The 24,657-nt window shown below is 43.3% G+C and carries 19 protein-coding genes and 1 rRNA gene; 17 read left to right on the top strand and 3 right to left on the bottom strand.

Annotation, left to right across the window (positions count from 1 at the left end):
• The 10 genes from G588_RS0111525 to G588_RS0111570 form a co-directional block, all read left to right on the top strand.
• Positions 1-221 (top strand): 23S ribosomal RNA (locus G588_RS0111525); the annotation flags it as partial.
• A gap of 276 nt (positions 222-497) precedes the next feature.
• A complete protein-coding gene (locus G588_RS0111530; RefSeq protein WP_022778894.1) occupies positions 498-1,403 on the top strand; it encodes a chemotaxis protein in 906 nt (301 codons plus the stop codon).
• Positions 1,404-1,505: 102 nt separating this feature from the next.
• On the top strand, positions 1,506-2,324 hold the full coding sequence (locus tag G588_RS21595) for a hypothetical protein (protein ID WP_022778895.1): 819 nt from the start codon (positions 1,506-1,508) through the stop codon (positions 2,322-2,324).
• The gene (locus G588_RS0111540; protein ID WP_022778896.1) at positions 2,321-4,966 is read left to right on the top strand and encodes a hypothetical protein; all 2,646 of its coding nucleotides are present in this window, start codon (positions 2,321-2,323) and stop codon (positions 4,964-4,966) included. Before G588_RS21595 ends, G588_RS0111540 begins: the two co-directional genes overlap by 4 nt.
• 36 nt (positions 4,967-5,002) lie before the next feature.
• On the top strand, positions 5,003-5,620 hold the full coding sequence (gene hisH, locus G588_RS0111545; protein WP_022778897.1) for an imidazole glycerol phosphate synthase subunit HisH: 618 nt from the start codon (positions 5,003-5,005) through the stop codon (positions 5,618-5,620).
• A 27-nt stretch (positions 5,621-5,647) separates the two neighbouring features.
• Positions 5,648-6,409, top strand: a complete 762-nt coding sequence (gene hisF, locus G588_RS0111550; protein WP_022778898.1) for an imidazole glycerol phosphate synthase subunit HisF — start codon at positions 5,648-5,650, stop codon at positions 6,407-6,409.
• Between the two features lie 19 nt (positions 6,410-6,428).
• Positions 6,429-7,106, top strand: a complete 678-nt coding sequence (locus G588_RS0111555) for a uracil-DNA glycosylase (RefSeq protein WP_022778899.1) — start codon at positions 6,429-6,431, stop codon at positions 7,104-7,106.
• Positions 7,107-7,235: 129 nt separating this feature from the next.
• Positions 7,236-8,531, top strand: coding sequence for a diaminopimelate decarboxylase (locus tag G588_RS0111560; protein ID WP_026668742.1), 1,296 nt, complete (start codon positions 7,236-7,238; stop codon positions 8,529-8,531).
• Entirely contained in the window at positions 8,531-10,339 is a 1,809-nt protein-coding gene (locus G588_RS0111565) for a DUF6020 family protein (protein ID WP_022778901.1), read from the top strand. The genes G588_RS0111560 and G588_RS0111565 overlap by 1 nt, the downstream gene beginning before the upstream one ends.
• Positions 10,323-11,207 carry a tyrosine-type recombinase/integrase gene (locus G588_RS0111570; protein WP_022778902.1) on the top strand — a complete coding sequence of 295 codons (885 nt, stop codon included), beginning with the start codon at positions 10,323-10,325 and terminating at the stop codon, positions 11,205-11,207. Before G588_RS0111565 ends, G588_RS0111570 begins: the two co-directional genes overlap by 17 nt.
• A gap of 89 nt (positions 11,208-11,296) precedes the next feature.
• Here G588_RS0111570 and G588_RS0111575 read toward each other — a convergent pair whose 3' ends face one another.
• Both G588_RS0111575 and G588_RS0111580 read right to left on the bottom strand, forming a co-directional pair.
• Positions 11,297-12,325: a 3-deoxy-7-phosphoheptulonate synthase gene (locus tag G588_RS0111575; protein WP_022778903.1), complete on the bottom strand. Its 1,029-nt coding sequence runs from the start codon at positions 12,323-12,325 to the stop codon at positions 11,297-11,299.
• Positions 12,326-12,423: 98 nt separating this feature from the next.
• Positions 12,424-14,328: a TaqI-like C-terminal specificity domain-containing protein gene (locus G588_RS0111580; protein WP_022778904.1), complete on the bottom strand. Its 1,905-nt coding sequence runs from the start codon at positions 14,326-14,328 to the stop codon at positions 12,424-12,426.
• Between the two features lie 235 nt (positions 14,329-14,563).
• On the opposite strand from G588_RS0111580, the gene G588_RS0111585 reads away from it, so the two are divergent.
• The 4 genes from G588_RS0111585 (at position 14,564) to G588_RS21600 (ending at position 18,727) form a co-directional block, all read left to right on the top strand.
• Positions 14,564-15,736: an acyltransferase family protein gene (locus tag G588_RS0111585; RefSeq protein WP_022778905.1), complete on the top strand. Its 1,173-nt coding sequence runs from the start codon at positions 14,564-14,566 to the stop codon at positions 15,734-15,736.
• Between the two features lie 135 nt (positions 15,737-15,871).
• Positions 15,872-17,560, top strand: a complete 1,689-nt coding sequence (pbp4b, locus tag G588_RS20050) for a penicillin binding protein PBP4B (protein WP_081644332.1) — start codon at positions 15,872-15,874, stop codon at positions 17,558-17,560.
• Between the two features lie 4 nt (positions 17,561-17,564).
• Positions 17,565-18,032, top strand: coding sequence for a GNAT family N-acetyltransferase (locus G588_RS0111595; RefSeq protein ID WP_022778907.1), 468 nt, complete (start codon positions 17,565-17,567; stop codon positions 18,030-18,032).
• Positions 18,032-18,727: a C39 family peptidase gene (locus tag G588_RS21600; protein ID WP_022778908.1), complete on the top strand. Its 696-nt coding sequence runs from the start codon at positions 18,032-18,034 to the stop codon at positions 18,725-18,727. The genes G588_RS0111595 and G588_RS21600 overlap by 1 nt, the downstream gene beginning before the upstream one ends.
• Here the strand turns inward: G588_RS21600 and G588_RS0111605 are convergent.
• Positions 18,720-20,453, bottom strand: coding sequence for an ABC transporter ATP-binding protein (locus tag G588_RS0111605; protein ID WP_022778909.1), 1,734 nt, complete (start codon positions 20,451-20,453; stop codon positions 18,720-18,722). The genes G588_RS21600 and G588_RS0111605 overlap by 8 nt on opposite strands.
• A gap of 127 nt (positions 20,454-20,580) precedes the next feature.
• Between G588_RS0111605 and G588_RS0111610 the strand changes: the two genes are divergently transcribed.
• The 3 genes from G588_RS0111610 (at position 20,581) to G588_RS0111620 (ending at position 24,607) form a co-directional block, all read left to right on the top strand.
• On the top strand, positions 20,581-22,422 hold the full coding sequence (locus G588_RS0111610) for a C1 family peptidase (protein ID WP_022778910.1): 1,842 nt from the start codon (positions 20,581-20,583) through the stop codon (positions 22,420-22,422).
• Between the two features lie 334 nt (positions 22,423-22,756).
• Positions 22,757-23,053: a hypothetical protein gene (locus tag G588_RS0111615; protein WP_155830788.1), complete on the top strand. Its 297-nt coding sequence runs from the start codon at positions 22,757-22,759 to the stop codon at positions 23,051-23,053.
• Positions 23,054-23,392: 339 nt separating this feature from the next.
• Complete coding sequence (locus tag G588_RS0111620; RefSeq protein ID WP_022778912.1) at positions 23,393-24,607, top strand: cobalt-precorrin-5B (C(1))-methyltransferase; 1,215 nt, start codon at positions 23,393-23,395, stop codon at positions 24,605-24,607.
• The last annotated feature ends 50 nt before the right edge of the window (positions 24,608-24,657 follow it).

Here is a 24,657-nt window from a genome sequence, read left to right on the forward strand (position 1 = left end):
CCGCTGGTGTATCAGCTGCATCGCCAGATGCATAAGGCTGGGTAGCCACGTCCGGAAGGGATAAACGCTGAAGGCATCTAAGCGTGAAGCCCCCCTCAAGATGAGATATCCCATGCGCAAGCAGTAAGACCCCTTAGAGAGTATGAGGTTAGATAGGCACAAGGTGTAAGCACGGTAACGTGTTCAGCTGATGTGTACTAATAGGTCGAGGGCTTATCCAACGAATAGTTGGTATAGGAACAAAGGGAAAATGGATTTAAGATAGTTCAGTGTTCGGTTTTGAAGGTACAAAACCACATAAACAAGCAAAATTAAACGAAATACTAAATATATAAAAAACTTATAAATGAAATCTTAAAAGACGGTCAAATGCCCGTCTTTTTTGTTTTTTTATATTTATTTTGACTAAAACGTGCTATACTTAAAAAGGAAATTTAAACAATTTTCAATCGGTTTTATGTTAATAATTTTTTCTTTTTAAGGCGCGAGGTGAACGAATGGAATCAAAAATCCTGCTTGAAAGTGGTAATAACGAACTTGAAGTCCTTGAATTTAAAATCGATGACCATTGCTATGGAATTAACGTAGCAAAGATTAAGGAAATTATTGTGTATCAGGAAGTAACACCGGTACCTAATGCTCATCCCAGCATAGAGGGAATATTTATGCCCCGTGATACGATGATCACAGCCATTGACCTTAGAAACTGCCTGCAGCGAGGCGCATCCAAGGCCGGTGGACTATTCATTATCACCAATTTCAATAAGCTTGATATTGCATTCCACGTTGACTCTGTTGTAGGTATTCACAGAGTATCCTGGGCAGATATCATCAAGCCCAATGCAACGATTTCCAAGGCTGAGGAGAGTATCTCAACAGGTATCATCAAGTTTGAGAATCAGCTGATCATCATTCTCGACTTTGAGAAAATCGTATCTGATATTAATCCCAATACGGGTCTTAATATGGATGCTCTTTCCGACATCGGACCCAGACCTCGTAATGAGGTTCCGATTGTTCTTGCAGAGGATTCACAGCTGCTTAATAAGCTCATTGTAGATTCTCTTAACAAGGCGGGCTATAATAATGTGAGACATTTTGAAAACGGTAAGCTTGCATACGATTACATCAAGGCTTGCAAGGACAGAAACGAGCTTGGCAATATCAAATGTATTATCACTGATATCGAGATGCCTATTATGGACGGCCACAGACTTACCAAACTGGTAAAGAGTGACGATGCCACCAAGGATATTCCTCTTATCATATTCTCATCACTTGTTAATGAGGAAATGAGAAGAAAAGGAGAATCTCTTGGAGCCGACAGACAGTTGTCCAAGCCGGAAATCGGAAATCTCGTATCTGTAATTGATGAACTTGTAAATGCTTCAAGTGCAGGCTAATACTAACTGACTGAAACTCCCTTTGTTGGCTCAGTTATGAAACGTGTTTTCAGTGACTGTCTCAATGAAGGGAGATTTTTAAATTAAGGAGTAGTGACAGCTATGGCACAGGCGCTTAAGGAAATGTTACAGGACTCAGACCTTTGCATTATAGGCATAGGTGATGAGTGGAATTGGGTAAAAAAGGGGATGAGATCCGATTCCAGATACAAAAAGATCTTAGAGTATTGTGATAATGAGGGTAATCAGTGGCTTCTACCTATCGTAGAATATGAATACGCCTATTACAATATCGATAATAAGGTAGCAGATGCTTACAGGGGACTTCGTAAGCTTGTTGGAGATAAGAAGCATTTTATCGTAAGCGACATTTTTCTTCAGGATGCACTTTTATTTGGTTTTGACTATGAAAGAGCAGTTTATCCTTGCGGTAATTTTATGTTCCTTCAGACCAATGATGAATCCGATGGACTTTTAAATGCAGAGAAGACTGAGGAATTCAGAGAAGTGGTAGATAAGATACATTCGATCATCACTGAGCATGACGGTTACTGGCAGGAAGGAATTACTTTTGCCAAAACTTTCAGAGATGGGAAAGAATGGTATCTTAATCAGAAAAGACCTGAATATAAAAAGATAAAATATAATGAAGCTCCCTATAAAGACGGCTGGGATAAGTATCTGAAGTATCTTACAGGAACCGTTAATGCAAAACTTCTTTTACTGGAATTGGGAGTAGGTCTTGATTATCCAACTGTTGTACGATGGCCCTTTGAAAAGGTCGTTTTTATGAATGAAAAAGCACATCTTGTGAGAGTTCACGAGAGGCTCTATCATCATACTCCGGAAATTGCAGACAGAACAGATTCGATAAAGATGAATTCGGTTGATTATATTTTGCAGGAGTGTAATGGACTATGACTAACGAAGAGTATCTTGATAGTCTGTTGAACAACGTGCAATCGAATAATAAAGATCCCAAATCTGCCCTTAATAGGATGTCTACTAAGGGGTCTTCTGATGCGCCGTCACAGGCTGCAGATGAGGAAATGGCAAGTCTGGTGCAAAACTCCAATGGCAATGAGGATCTGAATGAGATAGGAAGCCTTCTTAACAAGCTTGAAGATGGAGAGTTTGTTGATGGAAAGATGGCTGACCTTCTTGATGAGATTGAATCGCTGACAGATGTGGGTATTCCTAAATTTACTGTGGGCAACGAGCCTTCACACCTGGATGTAAGGGATCCCGAAGAGATAGCTCTTGATGAAGCAATAGCTGATGCTGAAAGAATGGACGCTGAGATACAGAGTGGCAAATTCGCAGATCAGTCTTTTTCTGATGCCGCTGAGAATGCTCCATCTGAGGGTGGAGAGACATCAATGGAGGATATTATACCTCCGGCGGCTAAACCTCTGGTTGATATTGAAGATGGCGACGACGCCCTTATGGAAATGGCTCCGGAAGTTATTATACCGGAAGATAACGCAGCATCCATAAGTAAAGATATTGATTCTGACGCCGGACAGACGCCGGAAGAGATCTTGACGGATCTTTTGGACGATATGCCGGGAGATAATCTCTCTGACCCTGAAATGGGACAGGCGCAGGATAGTTTAAGTGATGTTCTTGACAATATTCAGGACGAAGAGCCTATGTCGGGAGAGGAATCACTTGGAGATCTGGCTTCATTGGCGGATCTTGATATTAATGAATTAAGTCCCGAGTCTCTTGAACAGGCAATGGATGAAGGTATTATTCCTGAAGAAGAGGCTCCTGAGGCAGAGGTTCAAGAAGCACCGGCTGAGAGCATACCTGACGCGGATATGTCTATTACTGAGGAAGTTCCTGCTGAGGATACTCCTGTGCCCGATACGGTCGCTGATGATCAGGTAGAAAGCCTGGATGATATTATGGCGGGAATGGCTGAGCTTGGACTTGATATGGGAGAAGATGCTGCAAACGAGGCCGCTCCTGACGGAACAAGCGCTGAGGAAGGAGCTGTCCCTGATGCGGGAGAAGTATCCGATGAAGCTATTCTTGATGATATGGCGCTTGATGAGCTAACACTTGATGACATGTCAATGGATGATTTGGCTGAGGAACCTGCTGCTGATGCCGCGGGTGAAGAGGCACAGATTCCTTCTGAGGGAACTGAGGATGCCGGTCTTGGCGATGATATAGGATTTACCTTTGATGGCGGCGATCCTACTACTGAAAACGGCGGAGAGGCTGCGGAGGAAGATGATTTCAACCTGGAATCCATGGAGAAAGAGCTTAACGAGCTGGATGCAGGTACTTCCAAAGCAACAGATCCACCTGATGAAGGTTTGTCTTTGGATGATGTGTCAGCCGACTTTAATTTAAATGACCTGGAAGCAAGTCTCGATGATCTCCTTAGCGGAGAGGAAGGCAGCGGTTCTGCTGAAGGAGAAGTTGCTGAGGTTCAGGACGGAGAAACAGATAATACGCAGGCAGCCGAGGAGGGCTCCGGAGATACAGCAATGCCTGATCTGGACGCTCTTATGAACAGCCTTGCGAGCGATGATATTGAGGATCTTGAGAATGAAGCTGCGCGTGAGGGAGCATCTGACGCCGGGGATGGCCAGGAAGAAGATGTGCCCAAAGAAGATATTCTGGATGCACTGACAGAGGATGGCTTCGGAGATCTTGGAACCGAACCTTCCCTTGAGGATCTTGCAGCTATACCGGAATCGGCCGGAGGTACAGGCAAAGATGCTCCGGAAGATAAAAAAGGAAAGAAAAAGAAAAAAGGCGGTTTAAAAGCGCTTCTTGCAAGCATATTCACCGCTCTTACAAGAGAAGACGAGGAGATAGCTCCTAATGGAGAACTGGCCAGTCTTACCGATGAAAACCAGCAGGTTCTGAATGAACTTGGTGATGAGAAGCCTAAGAAAGAAAAAAAGAAAAAAGAAAAGAAGCCAAAGAAAGAAAAGCCAAAGAAGGAGCCAAAGCCCAAGAAGGAAAAGCCACCGAAGCCGAAGAAGGAGAAAAAGCCTAAACCTCCGAAGGATCCCAGCATTCCGGAAAAGGCAATATCTCCCAGAAAGGTTGCAATCTCATTCATTTTTGCAGCGAGTCTTGGAATACTGGTACTTATTCCTTCATTGGTTCTTCCCGAGAGGCTTGCTAAAGAGAGAGCTGAAAGTGCATATATTCATCAGGACTATGTAACAACCTACAAGGTTCTTCATGGAAAGGAACTGGATGAGAGGCAGACTCTTATGTATGAGCAGTCAAGGGTCCTGGCCTGGGGAGACAGATATCTGACGGCTCATGAAAACTTTGAAGCCATGAACATGAAGGAAGAGGCTCTTGATATTCTTCTTACGGCCATGAGAAACAAAGAGGATATTTTAGAAGAGGCGGCACAATTCAATGTTGAAATTCAGATTGAGAGTGTGTATTCTAAAATAGAATCGTTGCTTTTAGAGGAGTATGGCCTTACAGAAGAGGATGTGAAGTCTATCAATTCCATCAAGAAGGACTGGGATTATACGATCAAAGTTATGGAGATTGTCGGTACATTGAAACCGGTTCAGTAAAGGCGTCGATTACTAAATCAAGGGGGCCTTTGCCGAATGGTTGCAATTATCGATTATGATGCAGGCAATATTAAAAGCGTCGAAAAAGCATTTGAATATCTTGGCGCGTCTACAATAGTTACCAGAGACCCGAAGGAGATTTTTTCTGCCGACAGAGTGGTACTTCCCGGGGTTGGTGCTTTTGGCGATGCCATGAGAAGATTATCGGAATATGATCTGATACCTACAATTAAAGAGGTGGTATCCAAGGAACTTCCATTTATGGGAATATGCCTGGGCCAGCAGCTTTTATTCGATTCCAGCGAGGAGGCGGATGGAGTAAGCGGCCTGGGCATTTTGCGTGGTAAACTCTGCAGGATTCCTGAGACGGATTCTCAGGGTAATTCCTACAAGATTCCGCAGATAGGCTGGAATAGTCTTAAGTTCCCCAGACAGGGACGTCTGTTCAAGGGAATCGATCAGGATTCATATGTATATTTTGTTCATTCCTATTATCTACATGCAGAGGATAGGAATATCGTGACAGCTACCTGTGATTACAATGTTCAGGTAGATGCTTCCGTAGAGTCAGGCAATGTCTTTGCCTGTCAGTTCCATCCGGAAAAAAGCGCAGATGTTGGAATGCAGATACTTAAAAACTTCCTTGAAATCTAAGGACTACACCAGATATCGGAGAAAATTATGCTTACTAAGAGAATTATTCCCTGCCTTGATGTGAATAACGGCAGAGTAGTTAAGGGTATAAATTTTGTTAATCTTGTTGATGCCGGGGATCCGGTGCTTGTAGGTGAGGCCTATTCCAAGGCCGGAGCAGACGAGCTTGTGTTTCTGGATATTACAGCATCCAACGAGAGACGTGCAACCGTTGCCGACATGGTAAGGGAGGTTGCCAGAAAAGTGTTTATTCCTTTCACTGTTGGCGGCGGTATAAGAACCGTCGATGATGTGAGGGCTATTTTGAGAGAAGGGGCAGACAAGGTTGCTGTTAATTCAGCGGCTATTGAGAGACCGGAGCTAATTGCCGAAGCTGCAGACAAATTCGGAAGCCAGTGCGTTGTTCTTGCCATTGACGCCAAGAGGAGAGAGGATGGAAGCGGCTGGAATATCTTTAAGTTCGGCGGAAGAATAGATATGGGTATTGATGCAGTCAAGTGGGCCAAAACGGCTGTGGATCTTGGAGCGGGAGAAATACTTCTCACCAGCATGGACTGCGACGGGACCAAGGCAGGCTATGATATTGAGCTTACAAGAACCATCGCAGAGGCAGTTCCTGTGCCTGTTATTGCTTCAGGCGGAGCAGGAACCAAGGAGCATTTTTATGAGGCTCTTACTGATGGTAAGGCAGATGCGGCACTGGCTGCTTCACTTTTCCACTTCAAGGAACTTGAAATCTCAGAGGTCAAGGAGTATCTCAGAGACAGAAATGTTCCTGTCAGACTATAAACGAAGAAGGTAATTCAGTATGTCAATGATAACAGGAGACTGGTACGAGGCAGTAGGGGGAGAGTTCAAGAAACCCTATTATGCCCGGTTATATAAATTTGTGAAGGAGGAATACAGCAAAAACGTAATCTATCCCCCTTCAGATGATATTTTCAATGCACTTCACCTTACACCACTTAAGGATGTGAAGGTTCTTATCCTGGGACAGGATCCATACCATGAACCCGGACAGGCCCATGGCCTGTCTTTTTCAGTATTGCCCGGCAAGGCAGATACGCCTCCTTCTCTGGTAAATATTTATAAGGAGCTTCAGGAGGACCTTGGATGTAAGGTTCCCAACAACGGATATCTTAAAAAGTGGGCAGATCAGGGAGTACTTCTTTTGAATACAGTGCTCACAGTAAGGGCTCATGCTGCCAATTCTCACAAGGGAAAAGGATGGGAGCAGTTTACCGATGCAATTATCAGGGCTGTCAATGAACAGGACAGACCGGTGGTATATATGCTCTGGGGAAAGCCTGCTCAGATGAAAAAGAGCATGCTAAATAACCCCAAACATCTAATCCTGGAGGCACCTCATCCCAGTCCGTTGTCGGCTTACAGAGGCTTTTTTGGATGTAAACATTTCAGCAAGTGCAATGAGTTTCTTAAGGCTAACGGATTGGAGCCCATAGATTGGCAGATTGAGGATATTTGAGGATTTATACAATTTACACTAATAATTTCGGGACATTTGTGTTAGCATAGGCATATTGTCACTTGCGGTGTACCGCATTAACATGTTAAAGTGTATATTATTTATGTATAAGTATGCATTCAGGAGGCTATTATGAAGAAACCGTTTGTAACCAAGTCTCAGATAGAAGAGATTGTTAAGAAGTACCCCACACCCTTTCATATTTATGATGAGAAGGGGATTTTAGATAATGCCAAGGCAGTATATGATGCATTTTCCTGGAACAAGGGCTTTAGAGAGTATTTCGCTGTTAAGGCTACTCCCAATCCTATTCTTATGGAGCTGCTTAAGAATGCCGGCTGCGGTTTCGACTGCTCATCCAAGACAGAGCTTATGCTCAGTAGCGCAGTTGGAGCTTCCGGAGCGGACATAATGTTTTCTTCGAATGATACACCGGCAGAGGAGTTTGCTTATGCAGACAAACTTGGCGCCATTATCAATCTTGACGACTTTACACATATTGAATTCCTGGAGGAAACTATTGGCAAGATTCCCGAGACAATTTCCTGCCGTTACAATCCGGGCGGAGTCTTCAAGATGAGTAACGGAATCATGGATAATCCGGGCGATTCCAAGTACGGAATGACAAGGGATCAGCTCTTTGAGGCTTTCAAGATTCTTAAATCCAAGGGAGCCAAGCACTTCGGTATTCATGCTTTCCTTGCCAGCAATACCGTTACCAACGAGTATTATCCTACGCTTGCAGGTCAGCTCTTTGAACTTGCTGTTGAACTTGAGAAGGAAACGGGTGCGGATGTGGCCTTCATCAATCTTTCAGGCGGAGTTGGAATTCCTTATACACCTGATGCTGAGGGCAATGACATTGCTGCGATCGGTGCAGGAGTTAAGGAGCAGTATGAGAAAATCCTTGTTCCTGCAGGAATGGGAGATGTTGCCATTTATACCGAAATGGGCAGATTCATGATGGCACCTTATGGCGCACTTGTTACCAAGGCTATTCATGAGAAGCACATTTACAAGGAGTATATCGGTGTGGATGCCTGCGCTGTCAACCTTATGAGACCTGCAATGTATGGCGCATACCACCATATTACAGTTCTGGGCAAGGAGGATGCTCCTCTTGACCATGTATATGATGTAACCGGATCTCTTTGCGAGAACAACGACAAGTTTGCTATTGAGAGACAGCTTCCCAAGATTGATATGGGAGATTACCTCTTTATCCACGATACAGGTGCTCACGGCTTTGCTATGGGATATAACTATAACGGTAAGCTTAAGAGCGCAGAGCTGCTTCTTAAGGCTGACGGAAGCGTTGAACTTATAAGAAGAGCAGAGACTCCAAGGGATTATTTTTCTACCTTTGATTGCCTCTCTGTTTTTACCAAACTGTCCAAGATTATGGATGAAGAGCGTACATCGTAATGAAGGAATTTGCTAAAGAGAAGATAATTTACGGCCTGGCAGCATTTCTTAGCTGCTGGGCAATACAGCTGCTATCCGGGATTACTGTCAGAAACCCTCTGACAGTAGTCTTTTTTGTGCTGATTCTGTCGGAGTGGAAGAGGCTAAGTGAGAGGGACGCAGATATCTTTTCGGCGAAAAAGAGTGCTATTGCTGTTGGCGCAGGTGTTTCATTTCTTGCAGCCGGCGCAGCGCTTTATGTAAAAGGAGTCCGGTTGATCTCAAATTTTGACAGCGGATTGTTCAAGCTTCTTACACTGGCAATCGTATTTTGCGGTGTTTTCTGTATAGGTCTTCTGCTGGTCATGGAGATCAGATATAGGTGGAGCAAGTATTTTATAGGAGCTGTGGGAGCAGGGAAGAGTAAGGGGTATTTCTTAGATAAGTCTAAGGATATTCCGATTTCAGGCAGCATACATGGCGCTAAGCTGTTTATATTATCTGCGTTTCTTTGTTTAATCTGTTATTTTCCATATTTCCTGTATGAGTTTCCGGGAATTATGACTGCAGATTCATTGGTTCAGTATGAGCAGATCGTGGGAGTAAGACCCTGGTTCAATCATCATCCGGTGGTGCATACGTTTCTTATCAAGATATTCTATTCAATTGGAATGGCGATCACAGGTGATGCTGTAAGTGCGATTAGCTTCTATACACTGTTTCAGATGATATTTCTTGCACTTTGTTGTGCAAGAGGTGTGTGTCTTGTGGACAGGCTGGCGAGGCAATGCGCCAGATGGTGCAAATGGCTTGCTTTGGCCTTTTTTGCACTGATGCCCTTTAACTGTGTGTTCGCTGTTACGCTTTGGAAAGACATTCCTTTTGCAGGAATAGCGCTTCTTCTAATCTGCAGGTTTATAAGCATGACGCAGAAGAAGGAACTTACTTGGAAGGATTATGTCAGCTTTTCGGTTCTTGGCATACTTTTTTGTCTATTAAGATCCAATGCCTGGTATGCGTTCATTGTATGGGGGATTCTGGTAGTGGTCAGATTCAGGAAGAATCTGATGGGAATTCTGGTATCAGTGCTTGCTGTTTTTGCTGTGGTTATTATTGCAAAAGGTCCTGTATTTGGCAGGCTGGGTATTGATAGTCCTGATTTTACAGAGAATCTATCTGTCCCGCTTCAGCAGGTTGCGGCAGTACTTGTTAATGACAGAGATGTTGCCGATGGTGATATGAAGCTTATAAGGGATGTTATTGATACTACATATATTCATGAGCTCTACGCCCCTGACTTTGCAGATAACATCAAGGAGCTGGTGCGAGCAGGTCATCCTGAGGTTATAGAGAATAATAAGAGTACATATTTTACCCTATGGGTCAGACTGGGACTTAAGTATCCCGGGGACTATATCAAGGCCTGGTTCGACCTTACGGGAGGATATATATATCCGGATGTAGCCTACAAGGTAGGAGACATTGACGGAATAATGGGCAATGATCTGGGGCTGTATTGGAAGCCTTTGATCGGAGGTATAGCTGTTGTCAAGATTAAGGAAATCCTTATCAAGCTGTCGGATTTCATGCCTCTTTACGGTATGCTGTGGTGCATTGGTGCCTATACCTGGGCGCTTATCATATGTACTGTAGTTGGCATTGGTAAAAGAGCGGAAGTGCTTCCGATGGTTCTGCTGCTTCTTCTTACCGGAACGCTTCTTCTTGCGTCTCCTGTGGTGGATTTCAGATATGGCTACAGCCTTGTTTTGTCAGCGCCTGTTTGGCTTGCGCTGTGTTTTGGGAGGAGAGAAAATGCGGAGGCAGATTGATGAGTTTACAGATTATCTTAGGAACGTAAAAAAGACTTCTGAAAATACTCTTATTTCTTATAAGCGTGACCTTCTCAGAATGGCTGAGTTCATGGGAGAAAACGGAATTTCTGAGGCATCTGACGTAACGGTAGACAAATTATCGGCTTATGCGGCAAGCCTAAGGGAAGAGCATTTTGCCGCTTCATCCATAACTAGGCATTATACTTCCATTAAGACCTTTTTCAGATACCTTGTGGAGAACGGCAATATTAACGACAATCCATCCGAGACACTGAAAGCTCCCAGGATTGAGAAGAGTGAACCGAGGATATTATCAACTGTTGAGATAGAAGAGCTGTTTTCACAGAAGTTCAAGGATGATGCCAAGGGTAAAAGAGATAAGGCTATATTGGAACTATTGTATGCTACGGGGCTTAAGTCATCGGAGATTACAGACCTAAGGCTTGAGAATATTGATCTTAGCATCAGCTGCCTGAGACTTGGCGATGAGAACAGTTCAAGACTTATACCATACGGCAGAAAGGCCAAGGAGGCTCTTAGTGATTACCTCACCGGTGCAAGAAATGAGCTTCTGGGAGAAAATACAGATGATGATACTGTATTTCTTAACTGCAGCGGAACCCATATGAGCCGCCAGGGCTTGTGGAAGCTTATCAAAACGTATGTTAAGAAGGCAGGAATCAAGCAGGATATTACTCCTTTTTCTCTTCGACATTCCTTTGCGGTGCATCTTGTGGAGAATGGAGCGGACCTTGATTCGGTTCAGGAGATGATGGGATTTGCAGATGTTAATACTATCTCAAAGTATCTGTCCAAGAAGCATAAGAGCAAAGATCCGTTTGAATGGGCGAGACTTAGGAACTGATAGTACAAACTCATATTGTGATAGGATACAAAAAAGCCACTGTCTGATGAACAGTGGCTTTTAATATGCATGAATAAATCAATTGAAGATCAAACTAAATCTGCCATCTCAAGAAGGAGTCTCTCTGTGTCAGCCCAGCCAAGGCAGGGATCTGTGATGGACTTGCCATATACACCTTCGCCGATTTTCTGGGAGCCTTCCTCAATGTAGCTCTCTATCATAACACCCTTAACAAGCTTCTTGATATCGCTGTCGAGAGATCTTGAATGAAGAACTTCCTTGACGATACGGATCTGCTCCTTGAACTGCTTGTTGGAATTGTTGTGGTTGGCATCAATGATTGCAGCGGGATTGACGATATCGCGCTGATTGTACAGAGCAAGGAGAAGTCTTAAATCCTCGTAGTGATAGTTGGGAATAGACTGACCATGCTTGTTGCTGGAACCACGAAGAACGCAGTGAGCAAGAGGGTTACCGTTGGTTTTTACCTCATAGCCTCTGTAGATAAAGGAATGAGACTGCTGAGCTGCATAAACGGAATTGAGCATGACACTGAAGGTTCCGCTGGTGGGATTCTTCATTCCTGCAGGGGTGTCAAAGCCGCTGGCAGTCATTCTGTGCTCCTGATCCTCAACGGAACGGGCACCGATAGCCACATAGGAGAGGATATCGGATACATATCCCCAGTTCTCGGGATAGAGCATCTCATCAGCTGCTGTAAGACCGGTCTCCTGAATTGCCTTGAGCTGCATGTGTCTCATAGCAGCAAGGCCTGCACGGAAGTCGGTTTCGCCCTCGGGATCGGGCTGTGATGTAATTCCCTTGTAGCCTTCGCCTGTGGTTCTGGGCTTGTAGGTATAGATTCTGGGAATGATAAGGAGCTTGTCCTGCACTTTCTCCGCTACCTTACCAAGTCTGCAGACATAATCGATTACTGCGTTCTCATTGTCGGCAGAGCAGGGACCTACGATAACAAGGAACTTGTCACTCTTACCGGTGAAAACGTCGGATATCATGGCGTCGCGCTGTTTCTTTACCGCCTCAAGCTCCCTGGTTAATGGGAATTCTTCCTTGATCTCATCAGGTGTTGGGAGCTTCTGAATGTATTCAAAAGACATAAAAATATTACCTCCAAATATAAATCACTTTAATACTATAGCAAGTTGAACTGTAAAAGTATATTGTTTATTTTCACAAAAAATACGGCTATATTATATCAGTAATCATCAGAAATTACTTGTATTTCTTCGTTTTTTAGACCAAAAAGTGCCGCGACCTTGAGGTTTAGCTCCATAATACCCTCATTGGAATAGGTCAGAGCCTCAATCTCTTTCATAACATTGTCATCGCAGACCGGGATGGGAAGTGCCTCCAGCCTTGCCCTTAGAACCTTCATATTCCTGCAGGTGTTTCTGTAATAGAAACTGATACAGGAGCTGTTAAGAACTGCCATGATATAGCGGGCGGAATAGCCTTCCTTTCTCGGAATGAGAATGTTGGCGCTGTTCAGTGAGACATAACCCTTGTCATCGGGAGCAACTACCGGCTCCGGAGCAATGAATTTATAGAAAAGCTTATTCTTATCTCTGTAATATTGGACAGGTGCAACCTGTTGGAAGCTACCCGGATCAAACTGAACAAAGGAAGAGGGCTCTTTTAATCTGAACTTGTCTATATCTGTTCCTTTGATTATTCCTTCATATCCCTGCGAAGGAGTATCTAAGAGGCGCTGTTTGTTATTACCGGTTACAATTCCCAGGGCAAAATCCGCATTATCTTTAAGACAAAAGTGATCAGATTCCTGCATCTTCAGGATGATACGATACTTGGTGTCATCGCAGATGATCTGGAAAGAAGATGAAGAGAGCCTATTGGACGAGGCCAAAAAGCTACGTGATTCCTTCATCCTGTTTTTGCTTCTTTTATAGAAGGAAACTTCTATATTATTGCTATCATCCACAGCTCTTATAATGCTCAAAATAATGCAGGGACATTGGACCTTATCAAATATTTCTCCGAGGTAGGAGATTTTTTTGACTGAGCAGGTATCAAGGATCAGGTTTCTGATGTTTCTATGGGCATCTGATTCCAAAAAGGTCTCCGGAATCAGAAATGTTACTTCCTTTGCGACTGACAGTGCTTTTTCCGTAAAAAGAGAGAAGGACTCGGGCCTTCCTGTGGTGACAGCGCAGCGGTAGCTCTTCTTTAACCGGGCGATTTCCTTTGGGGAGTAGCTGTAGCCCCAGGGAGGATTACCTATGATAATGTCATAAGAACTCCTGCATTTTTCGGATAGAAAGTCAGCTACACGGATATTGTCACAGATTATCTTAAGCGACTTCTTATCATCTGCATGATATCTGATCGCAACATTTATTCTTGCAAGGGCAATTGCAATCGGATCGATATCGTAACCATGAATATTATCAAATGTAACGATCTTTGGAAGTCTGATAAGGAAGTTGCCGGTTCCGCAGGCAGGATCGCAGATGGTCTTATTATGTATATCAGCTCCTGCAAAGGCTGAGCGGCACAACAGGTCCACGGCGTAAAAAGGAGTGTAGTAGGAACCGGTTGCTTTTTTGGAACGAAGTCCCCGCAGAGATAAATACAACATTCCCAGGGTATCTTCTCCGGGAACGGGTATAAGTTCATATGAGAAAGCTTCATCATGCGTATAGGTCTTCGATCCAGTAATATCTGAAGAAATATCTGATATGAGCTGATTGATAGTGCTATCTGATAATCCGCTTTTTCTCATGAGCATAGCAGAATAGAAGGACAGAATATCCTCGGTATCTGCTTGTGACGTGCGGGTAGAATTGACTATATCAATTACAGCTCTGTAATTGCCGGATGAAGAATCTATATAAGATCTGGGGATAAAATTGGAATCGGAGAGCCTCTTGTTGCGGCGGCTGCGGAGAGTACTTCCGGTCTCCAGAGCCTTGGCGCAGGCTGTGACATCCTTATCTGACAGATAATAGTGATTGTTCCTTGAAGTCGCGGGAATCTTACCGAGTTTGATCCAGTTCTTAAGGGTTGCTGTGCAGATGCCAAGTATCTCGGATGCCTGTTTTACTGTAAGTATGCTGTTGTCTTCTGCATTTTTTAAAGCCACTGCAAATTCCCCTAAAATCAAGATAATACATTTATTATCATGACTTGAGTGGTAATTGTAAAGCACAAAAATCAGCAGGGCTTTTTGTGCATATCTCCTAAAATCGCTCCGAATTAAATAAATAATTGTCAAAGTTGCGCAATATCTGGGAAGTATTCCAAAACATCTGTGTAGTGAAATATCTGACCTATGGTTATTATTGATTCTAGACTATTTAATGTTGGAGGTTTTTTTAATGGATAAACTTATTTATGCAGTATATTTCATACTGCCGGTATTACTTTTGTTTGGGGCAAAGGTATACGGACGAAAGGAATGGAATGACGAGTTCCTTTCACTTGAGCAGAGCAAGGCACTGCAGGGATTTTTGGCAGTGTGCATCATGCTTCACCATGTAGGACAGAAGACCTGTGCTTCCTGGATCAATCCGCCTACAAGAATTCAGAAGGGACTGGGATTTTTTGTACCTCTTGGATTTATGTTCGTGGCAGTTTTCTTCTTCTTTAACGGATATGGCGTGTACAAGAGCTTCCACAGTAAGCCAAATTATCTCAAAGGCTTCTTTGGAAGAAGAATACTTCCTGTTATTCTTGCTCTTTATTCCACTACATTTATCTATTTTGCGGTAAGACTTATCGTTGGACAGAAGATGAAGGGGAACGATGTTCTTTTATATCTCACCAGCCTTAAGCTGTGTAACCCTTACACCTGGTACGTGATAGTGCTTCCTTTCTTCTATGCATTTTTCTATCTGTGCTTCAGATTCATCAAGAAGGATGGCATTGCCGTAGCTGTGACCACAGCACTTGTTGTTGCTTATATACTTTTCGGAACAACCATCAACCACAACGATCTGTGGATCAGAGGCGAGTGGTGGTACAACTGTGTTATTCTCTTCCCTGTTGGTATCCTTTTTGCCAAGTTTGAGAAAGCACTTGTTGCATTCTTCAAGAAGACCTATTTTGTAGTTATGCCTGTTACTGTACTGGCTGTATATCCTGTTTACCTCTGGTCAAGAGCTATGTGCAACATCTATGGCTACTACGGAGAGAACTGGGGCGCACCTGATACAATACTTCGCAGAAGAATAAGCGTTTGTGCTGAATCTGCTATCTGTATTGTATTTGTACTTGCAATCCTTCTTCTTGGAATGAAGGTTAAGATTGGTAACAAATTCCTCAAGTTCATGGGTAGCATCACTCTTGAGTTCTACCTGATCCATGGAATTTTCGTAGAGCTGTGTGCATACACCTTTGACGGCGGAGTTAAGTCTCCTTTCAGAATCAAGAACCTGCTTCTTTATGTGGCAGTTGTTTATGTTCTTGGCATTCCTTCAGCTCTTATTCTTAAGAAGATACATAGCCTTATTCTTCACAAGGAAAAAAAAGTGCAGGCTAAGGCCGCTTAAGATTACAATTTCGACCTACAAGGCAGAGCCGGTTGTTTCCTGACCGTGCTCTGTCTTTTTTATTTCCTGAAAATCCGTAAGTTCATGTAGTGCGCAGGGGTTTAATCTGTAGTATCATAAAAAGAGCTATGAAGAATGGGGAGTTATATGAGGGGAAACAGCATTTTTAATCAGAAAAAGAACAGTATTATTGCCTTATTGTTAATGCTGGTAATGACAGCTACAGGATGTGCAGCTACAGAGGTGGCGGAGGTTGCCGCACCTGAAGTGGTATTTGAACCTGCAAGTATAGAGGATCTTGACTTGGAGGAGCCTGAGCAGGAACCGGAGGTTACTGCTTCGGAGATTGTCAGGGGGATTCCCTCAGAGGTTGGAATACATGATGAATGTATCGCCCTTATTGAGGATATTATCGAAACTGATATTGAGTATGGCTTCACCAGTGCTCAGCTCTCTATAATCAAGGACGACAAGCTGGTGTATGAGAATGCATGGGGTAAGCTATGCAGCTACAATCAGGATGGCAGTGTCAAAGAGGACAGTCCCGCAGTTACAACAGACACGTTATACGATCTTGCTTCTGTAAGCAAGATGTTTGGTGTTAACTATGCTATTCAGAAGATGGTTACTGACGGTCAGATGGATATTTCAAGTAAACTGGTTGATGTTCTGGGACCCGAATTTGCTGAGGACACCATCGATATTCAATATGAGGGCGGCACAGGAGCGGACCTTGAAACTCAGAAGAACTGGAAGGCACAGCTTAAGATTTCGGATCTTCTAAAGCACCAGGGAGGTTTTCCCGCAGATCCAAGATATGGCAATCCCAATGTGGATCAGGTTACTCAGAAATATGATCCCTCCTATACCAATATCTTATTTTCATCTCATGAAGCTAACGAAGATGCCAAGGCACTAACCTACGAGTGCATATGTAAGACGCCGCTACTGTATGAGCCGGGTACCAAGACAGTCTACTCGGATGTTGATTATATGATCCTGGGCTTTGTAGTTGAGAAGATAGCGGGAGTAAATCTGGATACATATATCAAAGAGAACTTCTGCGAACCTCTGGGGCTTACTCATATTACGTATAATCCGCTTCAGAACGGCTTTTCCAAGGAGGATTGCGCGGCTACTGAGCTTAACGGCAATACCAGGGACGGATATATTTTCCATGATGGTATCAGAACAGAGACCATTCAGGGAGAGGTACATGATGAGAAGGCATATTATTGTATGGGAGGTGTTTCGGGACATGCGGGCCTTTTTTCCAATGCCACGGATATAGCAAGGCTGGCAAATGTGATGCTCACCGGCAAATGTGGGGATATTGAGTTCTTTTCCAAGGAAGTAATAGATGAATTCACAGCGCCTGTTTCTTCCGATAACAAGAAGTGGGGACTTGGCTGGTGGAGACAAGGGGATATGGAGAGAACCAAATATTTTGGCAGCAAGGCCGGCTCAGGAACCTTCGGACATCAGGGCTGGACCGGAACTTTGGTGATGATAGACCCTGAGAAGAAACTGGTGATTGCAATTCTTACCAACAAGGTCAATTCTCCTGTGACCAATAAAAAGAGCAATGCAAATAAGTTTAACGGAAACTGGTATACAACTGCTAATCTGGGGTTCGTTTCGGAGATACTTTACATCGGAATGGATGAGGACAGGAATGTGAAGGAAGAACTGATACAGTGCTGCGAGAGTATGAGAGACAGCGCTGAAGAAGCTATTAAGAAGAAAATGTCTGAGGATCACCCTGCCAGGAAGAACCTTGCAAGCAAGGAAGCTGTACTTGAACATCTTAAGGAAGGAAAATAATACTATGACAATAAGAAGAGCACAAAATAAGGATATTCCGGAGGTTCACGAGCTGTTGGCTCAGGTGGATATGGTTCATCACATGGGAAGACCGGATATTTTCAAGATTGGAAATAAATACAACGATGATGAGCTGATGGAGCTTATTAAGGATGATAACAGACCTATTTTTGTGGCTGTTGATGAAAATGATAAGACTCTCGGATATGCCTTTTGCATTTTCAAGCAGTTTGAAAATGACAATGTGCTTACGGACATCAAGACCCTCTATATCGATGATCTGTGCGTGTTTGAGAACTTGAGAGGCCAGCACATCGGAAGAGCATTGTATGAATATACCAAGGATTTTGCCAAAAAGAGTGATTGTTATAACCTTACACTTAATGTTTGGAGCTGCAACGAGAGTGCTCAGAGATTCTATGAATCCGTTGGGATGAAGCCGCAGAAGGTTGGAATGGAGACTATTCTCTGATGATTGACAAGATAAAAGAAAGTGCCAAAGAACGAAAAGAGAATAAGAAAAAAGCTAAGGCCAAAAAGAAGCCCTACGGCGGAATCAGCAATATTTCCAAGTATTTGCAGGAGCAGTATGGCCAAAAGGGAGTTCTTGTTAAGCGTGGCCGTGGCGTAGTCATGAATCAGCAGTCCATGGAACAGATAAGCGGCCGCAAAACCAGGAACTGTTCTGTTGTAGCGGTTACAAGGGTGCTGGATTATTATCGGAAAACAAGGAATATTCCGGGGATTCCTGAGGATATCCGTGAGACCTACAAGGTGGTGGAGGAGATAGCCGAGAGCTATGGATATACTGATAAAGTCGGTACGTTTCCTCTTTTTATCTCAGGAATATCCAAGGAAGCCTTCAAGACATATGGGGTTAAGGTTAGATGCAAAGGGGTCTATATCTGGAACTTTGAGAACCAGGTGGTAAAAGAGATATCTGCCGGAAGACCTGTTATTATGAACATTGCGAGGGGATATTATAAGGACCACACCATAGTCGTGGCAGGCTATAGCATCTGGAAAGTGGGAGATAAGCTGTATCCAATGATAAGAGTTATAGACGGTTGGAGCAGCGGATACCATTATATTGACTATGAGGCCTTTGCCAAGGACATCTCACAGTCAATATTCGGATCCTTCAATACCATTGAACTTATTAAATAGCGCCAAGCTGCATGCGATAATACTTCTCGTAGAGACCACCCTTGTTAATGAGTTCTTTGTGGGTGCCTCTTTCCTTGATGCCATCGCCGTCAAGAACGATGATCTCATCAGCACCAAGAATTGTGGACAGTCTGTGGGCGATGGTGATGGTGGTGCGACCTGCGGATAGTTTATCAAGGCTTTCCTGGATATATCGCTCGCTTTCATTGTCCAGGGCGCTGGTGGCTTCATCAAGGATAAGGATTGGCGGGTTCTTAAGAAAGACTCTGGCGATGGCTATTCTCTGTTTCTGTCCGCCTGAGAGTCTTGCGCCTCTTTCTCCAACCTCTGTTTCAAAGCCCTTGGGAAGGCTCTCAATAAATTCAAGAAGATCGGCACTTCTTGCCGCTTCAACGATTTCCTCCATGGTTGCTTCGGGCTTACCGTAAGCAATGTTTTCTCTGACGGTTCCGTTAAATAGATAGACATCCTGCTGAACTATTCCAATATAAGCACGTAGGGATTTCTGAGTTACAGTGCGGATATCTGTTCCGTCTATGCATACACAGCCGCCGGTGACATCGTAGAATCTAGGAAGGAGAGAGCACAGAGTTGTCTTTCCTCCGCCGGAAGGTCCGACAATTGCGATGGATTTACCGGCTTCAACATGGAGATTGATGTCATGTAATACGGTTTCCTCTTTCTCATATGAGAAAGAAACATTCTTATAATCTATAACACCCTTAACGTCAGACAGAGTGCCTGCGTTGGGACTATCTGTTATCTCGGGGAGTGTGTCCATAACTTCTGTAAAACGCTCAAATCCTGCAAGACCCTTCTGGAGCTGCTCTGTAAATTCCACTAGAACATTCACGGGACCAATAAAAATATTGATATACAATGCATATATTGCCAGATCTTCACCTGTGAGCTGGCCCTTGGCAATAAAATAGCCACCGGCGATAAGCACTGCAACATACATAAGACCGTCAAAGAGGTTGTTGCCGGAGAAAAACTTGGCCATTTGACGATAGTTGGCCTGCTTGGAATCAAGGAAGGCGAGGTTTGATCTGTCAAATTTCTGCTGTTCAATTTCCTCACCTGTGAAGGACTTGACGACTCTGATGCCTCCAAGGGTATCCTGAAGAGAAGAGTTGATGCCGGCAATCTTTTTTCTGTTGTCGGAGAAGGTGGCACGCATCTTACCGTTCTGGCGGATTGCGAATATTGCCATGCAAATTACAACTACTACGAGGCACAGTGTCATGGGGACGTTGATCCTCATAAGGAGGATGAAGGAGCCGATTATTTTGACTATTGAAATGAAGATATTTTCCGGGCCATGGTGGGCAAGCTCTGAGATGTCGAATAAATCGGAGATGAGCTTACTCATCATCTCGCCGGTGTTGTGGGTGTCGTAATAAGAAAAAGAAAAAGCTTCGAATCTTTCGAACAGTTCCCTTCTCATACCGGATTCCATCCGGGCTCCCATCATGTGTCCCTGATAGGTTACATAATATCTGCAGAGACTTCTGATGATATACATTATGATCAGAAGTGCGGCGATAACTCCAAGTCTGGAGAGAATAACCTGCGGTGTTTCAAGGAAAAGAGTACTTCTGAGTATTCGTAGGAACTGCGGAAATGCCAGGTCGATCACAGAAAGAATGGACGCACAGACCAGATCCAGCAGAAAAACACCGATATAGGGCTTGTAGTAGGGAATAAATTTTTTGATGAGTTTCATTATATGAGCTCCCTCTATGATTATTTTGATGCATAGATATGCATTTCCTATTGTACTTGAATGAGAATAATAATGCTATAATGTAAGCAGAGTTATTTTTTTTATTATGAGGGGAAAAAGTGAAAAAGTGAAAAAGAAAGTGATCTTGGCTGCGGTTATTCTGATAATAATCGGAGTTCTTATTTTCGTTATAAGTAAAACGATTTTAGTTCCGAAAAACACTTCCAGAAGAGACGGGGAACCTGTGCCCGGCGCCTACAATCAGGAAGAGGAGCTTCTTACAGCTGAGGGCGTTATCGGGCCTTCTGCTTCATCAGAGGAACAATCACATATTAAGACTGAACAGAATATTATAGATGTTGAGGAGATTACTTCAGATACCAATGAACCTGTTTCTGAAGAAGTTGAGCCTGTAAGCACCGTAGTTTTACAGGAAGCTCTCAGAATTGACGAAGGTGATATGGGGGATTTTTACAGTAACCCTGATTTTGAAGATGTTATTCCGGTTGACATTCGCTCTTTTTCCAAATCAGAGATTCCTGAAAGCTATGATTCCAGAGATGTGGGTGGCAGAAGATATGTAACAGAGGTACAGGATCAGGGCTATACCTATCTGTGCTGGGCCTATTCGGCTATTGCAGCGGTTGAGAGCGACATTTTGTCTCACCATAGCAGCTTGGATTACTCAGCTATTAATCTCTCCGAGAAGCACCTTGCATACTACAATATGCATAAAGCCGCAGGGGCAGAAGATAGCGCTATAGATGATGACTACAGAGAGCTTGTGAATGCGGATAATAAGGACGGTGCCTGGATATTTGATTATGGTACCAATTATATTTCCATGGGCGGAGTTACTAACTACTGCATTAGCCTTCTTACGGCCTGGAAGGGACCGGTAAATGATGAGGGAGATGATTCTTTTAACGCCGTTTATGGTCAGAGCTATGTATTTGAGGAAAACGGAAATGCTCCTTCGGATGCCTACGCTGCAGATTATCATGTTCAGGAAGTAGGGGAAATACTTGCATCTGAAGAGAACAGGGATCTGATCAAACAGATGATCATGGAACATGGCTGTGTGACGGCATCAGTTAATGCAGACGGAAAATACTGGTCCGGGCACTATAGTAACCTTTATTCGAATTTCCCCGGTGGGGAGGTTCCGACAGCCAATCATGAAATCATAATTCTGGGATGGGACGATAATTACAGCGCTGCCAATTTTGTCAAAAAACCAGAGGATGACGGGGCATGGCTTTGCCGCAACAGCTGGGGAACAGGTTCCGGAAATAAGGGGTTTTTCTACCTGTCCTACTATGATGAGACTACCTGCGACAATAATGTGGCCGCTTATTCTGTGGCTATGAAGGGAGAAAAAAACTGGTATGACAACAATTACCAGGTATGCGGATTCATCGACAATGTTGTAAGCGCTCTTGATGATTCCCAGAACTATGTTACTGCATACACTGCCTCGACCAATCCTTACGGTGTTATGTACACGGCTTCATCAGATGAAATGCTGAAGGCTGTAGGATTTATGAGCCTTGAGACATATCAGCAATATGAGATTAAGGTATTTCTTAATCCTGAAGGGGAAGGCAATGAAGATAATAAGTCAAATATCGTGGAATTTGCTAAGCTCCGAGAACCTGTCAGCAGTACAAAAGTGTCAAACATAAGCGGTGGTTATCATACCTATACACTTTCAGATCCGGTGGAACTTAATAAGGACGACAGATTTTTTATACTTGTGGAACCGGCTACCATGGCTCGCCTTCCTTATGAAAGAGCAGGAGATAATACCGGTACTGCCAATTATGATGAATGGAACAATCTAACCGGAAATGTCCACAACAGCTACGAAGCAAGCGGACTTAGCTATTATATTTCCGATGATGGTATAGGCATGGAAGCTCAGAAGGATAAAGACTTTTTGTTAAAAGCATATACTAATTCAAGATAATATTTGGTTATGCAAAATATAAAAACCCATAAAGCAAAAGAGACGTCTACGAAACGTCTCTTTTGCTTTTCACAAGATTTTTTGGGAGGAGGGCTGTATATTGGGGAGATACACAGCCCAGGTATGAAAAAAGTTTGTTGGGGGAGTGAGAATTTTATTCTCATTATTTATATCGGTGATGAGTGAAAATAATTAACAGTATTTAGATAATTATTTATAAAAATAATGCACGAAAAAACGTAAATCAAATTGTGCAAATATCTTAGAACAAGCGTTTGAAATTTATACGCTTTTGTGATATATTGTGTTTATCAACAAGAAAGGCACAATATATATGGGAAAGAACGATAAGGAACTCGAACAGATCAGTACAACAGATAAACTTAAGGCTTTTAAGACACTTAAGGATGCCGGCTTCAGAGTAGAATTTAACGGAAGCGGTGTTCCTACGGTTATCTGTCAGAAATCCGAAGATATAGACAAGGTGCTCAAGGATGTCCGCAAGGCTCTTAAGGAACTTCGCTACAGTGGCAGCTTTGGCGTAAGAGGTCCCAGGAAGACAGATATGATCACAACCGAAGAGTCTGAGAGCATGGAGCAGGCTAATGACGCCTGTGCAATCTCCGCATAACATAAAAAGAAGCACCTCATCGAGGTGCTTTAATTTTTGGGAGGAGGGGTCGACCAGTGGGGAGCCGATCGACCCGGTATGAAAAAAGTTTTGTTGGGGGAGTCAGAAGTTTTGTACTTCTGATATTGTATATATTAAAGGCTAAATTTGGACAAAATATGGACGATTTATAAAGAAAACATAAAGTAAGTCGAAATAATAAATAATCAAAATACGATATTTAGTTTATTTTTTTTAATTTATTTTGGAATCATACGAAATATTGTATAATATTATTGTGAGACAATTATACACAACTTAGGATGAATCATATATTTAGCCACTATGAGAGGGGCAATTATGAACGTGATGCCGGGTGTTTCGACAGTTACTAATCACAATATGGTACAAAGTCCGATTTCAACAGGTGACTGTGCGGCCGCTGCCGCAAAAGCCGCTGCTGCCAATTTGCTGTTTAGAATTGATACCGAATCGGTTACCGTTACCCACGAGAGAGGTAGCAGGAATATCTCAGTATTCAGGAATGATATGAATTGCAATGACGATTCATCGGAGTATTATGCGATCATGGAGGGCGGCATCGCTCCGGATATCAGAGACAGGGCCAGGATCGTCGTTAATGTTTCAAGAATAAAAGATCTTAGAAAATTAAACGAAAAAGCGCACATAGATATAAGATACAACAACCTCTTTATGCAGGGAGGTGAGGGCATAGGTACTGCAATGTCGCCTTTGCCGGATATAAATAGCGGAGATTATCTCATTGAAAAGAATCCGCGAATGCTGATATTTGATGCGGTTGCCGGAGTGGTTGATATTTCCGACGGAGCTCAGATTCTGATGATAACCATATCCTGCCCGGAGGGAATGATGATAGCTGCCAAACAGCCTATGGTTCAGTCGGGCTTTAGCGGTGGCATTACCATAATGGGAGATTACGGACAGGTATCAACGGTTCATCAAAGAGATATTACGGAATCGATAGATGCCCAGATAGGTAAGCAGATTGGTTTTGGTGTTAAGAGTATTCTGGTAAGTCCAGGCTCTTACTGTGCAGACAAGATCAGTTCTCAGCTTCATGTCAATCTTGACACTGCCATAAGATGTTACAATTTCCCGGGCTATACCATAGATAAGGCCGTTGAATCCGGCGTTGAGAACATGCTTCTTGTGGGAAATGTGGGCAAACTTGTTAAACTCGCCGCTGGTATCATGAATACCAGTTCCTATGCTTCGGATGGACGAAGAGAAATATTTGCTGCTCATACAGCACTTGTTGGAGGAACTGCGATTCAGGTCAGAACCGTAATGGGATGCATAACCTGCGATGAGATACTGGCACTTTTGGATAGCTGGGGGCTAAGAGACAGGGTTATGAACAGCATCATGATGGCTATAGCAAACTGCGTTAGAATGCGCTGTCAGGGGAAACTTCGGTTTGGCGTTGCACTTTTTTCGGAGGAGTATGGACTTCTTGGGCAGACAATGGATACAAAAAATGTGCTTGTAAAGGTTTCTCAGGAACAATTTGCATTGTCACTTAAGCTAAAATAATGTATTCTAATATAAGCATGTTTTTTTACATAAAAGAATGAATTGTTAGG

The sequence above is a fragment of the Butyrivibrio sp. AE3009 genome (assembly GCF_000420845.1).
Taxonomy (GTDB): Bacteria; Bacillota; Clostridia; order Lachnospirales; family Lachnospiraceae; genus Butyrivibrio.

Excerpts from the sequence above, each read along its gene's own strand:
- G588_RS0111530 (WP_022778894.1), top strand. The coding sequence starts at position 498 with ATGGAATCAAAAATCCTGCTTGAAAGTGGTAATAACGAACTTGAAGTC.
- G588_RS21595 (WP_022778895.1), top strand. The coding sequence starts at position 1,506 with ATGGCACAGGCGCTTAAGGAAATGTTACAGGACTCAGACCTTTGCATT.
- G588_RS0111540 (WP_022778896.1), top strand. The coding sequence starts at position 2,321 with ATGACTAACGAAGAGTATCTTGATAGTCTGTTGAACAACGTGCAATCG.
- hisH (WP_022778897.1), top strand. The coding sequence starts at position 5,003 with ATGGTTGCAATTATCGATTATGATGCAGGCAATATTAAAAGCGTCGAA.
- hisF (WP_022778898.1), top strand. The coding sequence starts at position 5,648 with ATGCTTACTAAGAGAATTATTCCCTGCCTTGATGTGAATAACGGCAGA.
- G588_RS0111555 (WP_022778899.1), top strand. The coding sequence starts at position 6,429 with ATGTCAATGATAACAGGAGACTGGTACGAGGCAGTAGGGGGAGAGTTC.
- G588_RS0111565 (WP_022778901.1), top strand. The coding sequence starts at position 8,531 with ATGAAGGAATTTGCTAAAGAGAAGATAATTTACGGCCTGGCAGCATTT.
- G588_RS0111570 (WP_022778902.1), top strand. The coding sequence starts at position 10,323 with ATGCGGAGGCAGATTGATGAGTTTACAGATTATCTTAGGAACGTAAAA.
- G588_RS0111575 (WP_022778903.1), bottom strand. The coding sequence starts at position 12,325 with ATGTCTTTTGAATACATTCAGAAGCTCCCAACACCTGATGAGATCAAG.
- G588_RS0111585 (WP_022778905.1), top strand. The coding sequence starts at position 14,564 with ATGGATAAACTTATTTATGCAGTATATTTCATACTGCCGGTATTACTT.
- pbp4b (WP_081644332.1), top strand. The coding sequence starts at position 15,872 with ATGGGGAGTTATATGAGGGGAAACAGCATTTTTAATCAGAAAAAGAAC.
- G588_RS0111595 (WP_022778907.1), top strand. The coding sequence starts at position 17,565 with ATGACAATAAGAAGAGCACAAAATAAGGATATTCCGGAGGTTCACGAG.
- G588_RS21600 (WP_022778908.1), top strand. The coding sequence starts at position 18,032 with ATGATTGACAAGATAAAAGAAAGTGCCAAAGAACGAAAAGAGAATAAG.
- G588_RS0111605 (WP_022778909.1), bottom strand. The coding sequence starts at position 20,453 with ATGAAACTCATCAAAAAATTTATTCCCTACTACAAGCCCTATATCGGT.
- G588_RS0111615 (WP_155830788.1), top strand. The coding sequence starts at position 22,757 with ATGGGAAAGAACGATAAGGAACTCGAACAGATCAGTACAACAGATAAA.
- G588_RS0111620 (WP_022778912.1), top strand. The coding sequence starts at position 23,393 with ATGAACGTGATGCCGGGTGTTTCGACAGTTACTAATCACAATATGGTA.